The organism is Sphaerisporangium sp. NPDC088356, from assembly GCF_040685555.1.
In the GTDB taxonomy this organism is placed as follows: domain Bacteria; phylum Actinomycetota; class Actinomycetes; order Streptosporangiales; family Streptosporangiaceae; genus Sphaerisporangium.
Genome location: NZ_JBFBIK010000213.1, coordinates 1 through 5,398, shown reverse-complemented (window position 1 = coordinate 5,398; position 5,398 = coordinate 1). Strand labels below are relative to the sequence as shown.

At 70.0% G+C, this 5,398-nt stretch carries 4 protein-coding genes; 2 read left to right on the top strand and 2 right to left on the bottom strand.

Annotated elements, in window-relative coordinates:
- Nucleotides 1-39: 39 nt before the first annotated feature.
- Both AB0O34_RS35955 and AB0O34_RS35950 read right to left on the bottom strand, forming a co-directional pair.
- Entirely contained in the window at nucleotides 40-684 is a 645-nt protein-coding gene (locus AB0O34_RS35955; protein ID WP_363923326.1) for an MBL fold metallo-hydrolase, read from the bottom strand.
- Nucleotides 681-1,460 carry a maleylpyruvate isomerase family mycothiol-dependent enzyme gene (locus AB0O34_RS35950; RefSeq protein ID WP_363923324.1) on the bottom strand — a complete coding sequence of 260 codons (780 nt, stop codon included), beginning with the start codon at nucleotides 1,458-1,460 and terminating at the stop codon, nucleotides 681-683. The genes AB0O34_RS35955 and AB0O34_RS35950 overlap by 4 nt, the downstream gene beginning before the upstream one ends.
- Before the next feature lie 233 nt (nucleotides 1,461-1,693).
- Here AB0O34_RS35950 and uvrA point away from each other — a divergent pair, with 233 nt between their 5' ends.
- Both uvrA and AB0O34_RS35940 read left to right on the top strand, forming a co-directional pair.
- Nucleotides 1,694-4,534 (top strand): excinuclease ABC subunit UvrA, encoded by a 2,841-nt coding sequence (gene uvrA, locus AB0O34_RS35945; protein ID WP_363923322.1) that lies wholly within the window; start codon nucleotides 1,694-1,696, stop codon nucleotides 4,532-4,534.
- 351 nt (nucleotides 4,535-4,885) lie between these two features.
- Nucleotides 4,886-5,356 (top strand): Rieske (2Fe-2S) protein, encoded by a 471-nt coding sequence (locus tag AB0O34_RS35940; protein ID WP_363923320.1) that lies wholly within the window; start codon nucleotides 4,886-4,888, stop codon nucleotides 5,354-5,356.
- Nucleotides 5,357-5,398 lie beyond the last annotated feature (42 nt).

Here is a 5,398-nt window from a genome sequence, read left to right as displayed (position 1 = left end):
GCCCGGTTCCCTCAGGGGGACCGGGCCGTTCCGCGTCTCCTACCAGCCGCGGGCGCGCCACTCGGGCAGGGAGGGGCGCTCGGCTCCGAGGGTGGTGTCCTTGCCGTGGCCCGGATACACCCAGGTCTCGTCGGGAAGCCGGTCGAAGACCCGCGCCACGACGTCTGTGTAGAGCTGCTCGAAGCGGGCGGGGTCGCGCTGGGTGTTGCCGACCCCGCCGGGGAACAGCGAGTCGCCGGTGAACAGGTGGGCGTCCTGGTAGAGCAGGGAGATCGAACCGGGGGTGTGGCCGCGCAGGTGGATCACGTCGAGCGTGACCACTCCCACGGTCACCTTGTCGCCGTGCTCCACGGGCTGGGTGACCGGCACGGGCAGCCCGGGCGCGTCCAGCGGGTGGGCGACGGTCTCGGCTCCGGTCGCCTTCGCCACCTCGGCCAGCGCCATCCAGTGGTCCTGGTGCTGGTGGGTAGTGACGATCTTGCTGATCGGCCGGTCGCCGATCAGGTCGAGCAGCCTGCGGGCGTCGGCGGCCGCGTCCACCAGCACGCCGTCGCCCGTCTCGCGGCATCGCAGCAGGTAGGCGTTGTTGCCGAAGTCGCCCACCTCGATCTTGCTGATCGTCAGGCCGGGCAGCTCACGCACGTCGGCGGGGCCGTCAGCGGTCACATCACCGGTATAGGTCATGGGTACTCCTCGGGTGGTGTCGCCGGAAGGCCGGGCGGTGCCGGCATCGTCAGCCACGGCGGCGCCGCCGGCGGCTTCTCCGCCAGCCTAAGGCCCGCGCCCGCTACGCCGCCCGCGTCCCCCGACCCGCCGTCCGGGAGGCGGCCGGTCAGCCAGGCGAGCACGACGGGCGCCGGGCCCTCCACCACAGGACCCTCACCCAGGCCCGTCCAGCTTCGGCCGCCGGCGTGGAGCTCGCTGACGGTGCTCTCGGCGTACGGCCAGCCCGCCATCGCGTCGTGGAGCTCCCGCCTGACGAAGGCCTCGGGCCAGTCGGCCCAGGTGTAGCCGGCGCCCAGGTCGACGTGGTGGATCTCGACCTCCCGGATGCGGCGTACGAGCACGTACCAGGCGGGGTGATCGGGCGGCCGCATGCCCCGCACGGTGGCGCTCCACGCCCCCGGCGTCATCGTGTCGATCACGGCGTCGAGGCGGGCCGCGCTGTCCACCAGGTCGGCGTGCTGCTCGGCGATCGGCCTCCCGGCCCCTTCGGCTATCTCGGCCTCCCGGGCGTCGCGCGTTGGGTACTGTGGGGTGTACACACCCGTCTTGGCCCAGGTCAGCAGGTTGATGTGGCCGTCCGCGTTGCGCGCGACGTGGGTGAGCACGTGGCCGCGGGCCCAGCCCGCAAGCAGGGAGGGGGCCGTGACGTCCGCGTCGGACAGTGTGGCCGTGGTGGCGAGCAGCCGGTTCGTGGCCGCGGTGAGTTCGGCCTGAAGGTCGTCGAGAACGGTCATGCACGTCATCATCGCCCCGGACCCGCCCGCCCGCGCGGGCGCACTCCGTACAGGCTGGTATCGCACGCGCCGGCCTCCGCCCGAGGACCGTCCGCGGGTGATCTCGGGAGGACGCCCGTCCGCTCGCCGGAGCGGAAGAAAACTGTCGGACCCCGTCGTTAGAGTGGCGGCGACTAGTCAGAGGTGGCCAGTTCCGGCTGCCGTGGATCGCAACCCAACATGAGAGATCTGCTGTGGCCGACCGCTTGATCGTTCGTGGCGCCCGCGAACACAATCTCAAGGACGTCTCGCTTGACCTGCCGCGAGACGCTCTCATCGTCTTCACCGGGCTCTCCGGCTCGGGCAAGTCCAGCCTGGCCTTCGACACCATCTTCGCCGAGGGCCAGCGGCGCTATGTCGAGTCGCTCTCGTCGTATGCCAGGCAGTTCCTCGGGCAGATGGACAAGCCCGACGTCGACTTCATCGAGGGCCTGTCGCCGGCCGTCTCCATCGACCAGAAGTCGACCTCCCGCAACCCCCGCTCCACCGTCGGCACGATCACCGAGGTCTACGACTACCTGCGCCTCCTGTGGGCGCGCATCGGCAAGCCCCACTGCCCCGCCTGTGGCCGTCCCATCGCCCGGCAGACCCCGCAGCAGATCGTCGACCGCGTCCTGGAGCTCCCCGAGGGCACCCGGTTCCAGGTCATCGCCCCGGTGATCCGCGGGCGCAAGGGTGAGTACGCCGAGCTGTTCCGCGAGCTGCAGACCAAGGGCTTCGCGCGCGCCCGCGTCGACGGCACGGTGGTCCGCCTTGAGGAGCCGCCGACCCTGAAGAAGTACGAGAAGCACGACATCGAGGTGATCGTCGACCGCCTCTCGGTCAAGGACGGCGCGCGCCGGCGCCTCACCGACTCGGTGGAGACCGCGCTGCAGCTGTCCGGTGGCACGATCACGCTCGACTTCGTCGACCTCCCCGAGGACGACCCCGGGCGCGAGCGGTTCTACTCCGAGCACCTCTACTGCCCCTACGACGACCTGTCGTTCGAGGAGCTGGAGCCGCGGTCCTTCTCGTTCAACTCGCCCTTCGGCGCGTGCCCCGACTGCACCGGCCTCGGCACCCGCATGGAGGTCGACCCCGACCTCGTGGTGCCCGATCCCGAGAAGTCCCTCGGCGACGGCGCGATCTCGCCGTGGTCCGGCGGCCACACCAGCGACTACTTCATCCGGCTGGTCGAGGCGCTCGGCCACGCGATCGGGTTCGACCTCGACACCGCCTGGGAGCGGCTGCCCAAGCAGGCGCAGAAGGCGCTGCTGCGCGGCCACGACGAGCAGGTCCACGTCCGCTACAGCAACCGCTACGGCAGGCAGCGCTCCTACTACACGACCTTCGAGGGCGTGATCCCGTGGGTGCAGCGGCGGCACGCCGAGGCCGAGAGCGACTCCACGCGCGAGCGGTTCGAGGGCTTCATGCGGGAGATCCCCTGCCCGACCTGCAAGGGCGCCCGCCTCAAGCCCGTCTCCCTCGCGGTCACGGTCAGCGACTCCTCCATCGCCGAGGTGTCGGGCATGTCGATCGGCGAGTGCGCCAAGTTCCTCGGGGGGCTCACCCTCTCCGAGCGTGACACCCACATCGCCGAGCGGGTCGTCAAGGAGATCAACGCCCGGCTGGGGTTCCTGCTCGACGTCGGTCTCGACTACCTCACCCTCGACCGCGCGGCGGGCACGCTCGCCGGTGGAGAGGCCCAGCGCATCCGGCTGGCCACCCAGATCGGGTCGGGCCTGGTAGGCGTGCTGTACGTCCTCGACGAGCCGTCGATCGGCCTGCACCAGCGCGACAACCAGCGGCTGCTCGACACGCTGATCCGCCTGCGCGACATGGGCAACACGCTGATCGTCGTCGAGCACGACGAGGACACGATCGCCGCCGCCGACTGGGTGGTCGACATCGGCCCCGGCGCGGGCGAGCATGGCGGCCAGGTCGTGGTGTCGGGCACCGTGGAAGACCTGCTGGCCAGCGAGGACTCGCTGACCGGTGCCTACATCTCGGGCCGCAGGAGCATCGACCTGCCCGCCTCCCGGCGCAAGCGCGACTCCAAGCGCAAGCTCGTGGTCAAGGGCGCCCGTGAGCACAACCTCAAGGGCGTCGACGTCGAGTTCCCGCTGGGCGTGTTCACCGCGGTGACCGGTGTGTCGGGCTCGGGCAAGTCCACCCTGGTCAACGACATCCTGTACAACGCCCTGGCCAAGGAGCTCAACGGCGCGAAGACCGTGCCGGGCAGGCACTCCCGGGTCACCGGCACCGACCAGGTCGACAAGGTCGTCCACGTCGACCAGAGCCCGATCGGCCGCACGCCGAGGTCCAACCCCGCGACCTACACCGGGGTGTTCGACCACGTCCGCAAGCTGTTCGCCCAGACCACCGAGGCGAAGATCCGCGGTTACCTTCCGGGCCGGTTCAGCTTCAACGTCAAAGGCGGGCGCTGCGAGGCGTGCTCCGGCGACGGCACCATCAAGATCGAGATGAACTTCCTCCCGGACGTCTACGTCCCTTGTGAGGTCTGCCACGGCGCCCGTTACAACCGGGAGACCCTGGAGGTCCACTACAAGGGCAAGACGATCTCCGAGGTCCTCGACATGTCGATCGAGGAGGCGCTGGAGTTCTTCGACGCCATCCCGGCGATCAAGCGGCACCTGAAGACCCTCAACGACGTCGGCCTCGGGTACGTCCGGCTGGGCCAGCCGGCGACCACCCTGTCCGGCGGCGAGGCGCAGCGGGTCAAGCTCGCGTCCGAGTTGCAGCGGCGCTCCACGGGCCGCACGGTCTACGTGCTCGACGAGCCCACCACCGGCCTCCACTTCGAGGACATCCGTAAGCTGCTCGGCGTGCTCGGCCGCCTGGTCGACAGCGGCAACACGGTCATCGTGATCGAGCACAACCTCGACGTCATCAAGACCGCCGACTGGGTGATCGACATGGGTCCCGAGGGCGGCTCCCGTGGCGGGCTCGTGCTGGCCACCGGTACGCCCGAGCAGGTCGCCCGCATCGAGGACAGTCACACCGGCCGGTTCCTCAGCAAGATCCTCGGAGGCTGACCGCTCTCGTCCCGCACACCACGCCGCCCGGCCCCAAACGGCCACGGGGCCGACGCGGCGTGGCCGGGGCCATGCGAGGGGGGTCCGGCAAGGCCGGGCCGGGCCGGGCCTACGGGCCGGGCTTGGGCAGGCGGGTCGGCCTGCGGGCTTGGGCAGGCGGGGCTGGGCTTACGGACCGGGCTTGGGCAGGAAGGCAGGCCTGTGGCGGGCTTGGCATGGGGTGGATATCAGGTCCGTTTGACCTGCGCGTTATGCATCATTGTTCATACTTCCTGGGTCAATTGTCGCGCCTGCTGAACCAAGCCGGGGCGCGAGCCGTAGCAGAGATAACAGACCTCTAGGAAGGCGAATATGACGGACACGGATACGACACGGCGTGCGGTGATGCTCGGCGCGAGTGGCGCGGGTCTGGCCGTGGTGCTTACCGCGTGCGGCGGATATAACTCGGCGACCTCGGTCGACAACGGAGACTCCGCCGCGGACCCCGCTCCGGCGTCCTCTGCCGGAGACGCCGCGGGCGACGCGGCCGCGGGTGCCGCCGGTCTGGCGAAAACCAGCGACATCCCCACCGGCGGCGGCAAGATCTTCAAGAAGGAGAAGATCGTCGTCACGCAGCCCAAGGACGGCGAGTTCAAGGCGTTCAGCGCCCTCTGCACCCACCAGGGATGTCCGGTCGGGTCTGTCTCCGATGGAACGATCAACTGCCCGTGTCATGGCAGCAAGTTCAACATCGCCGATGGTTCGGTCGCCAACGGCCCGGCGAGCGAGCCCCTGGCCGAGAAGCAGATCAAGGTCGAAGGCGGCTCCATCAGCCTCGCCTGAGGTCTTCTCTCCAGCGAGCTCGCGAACGGGCGGGGGTGAAGG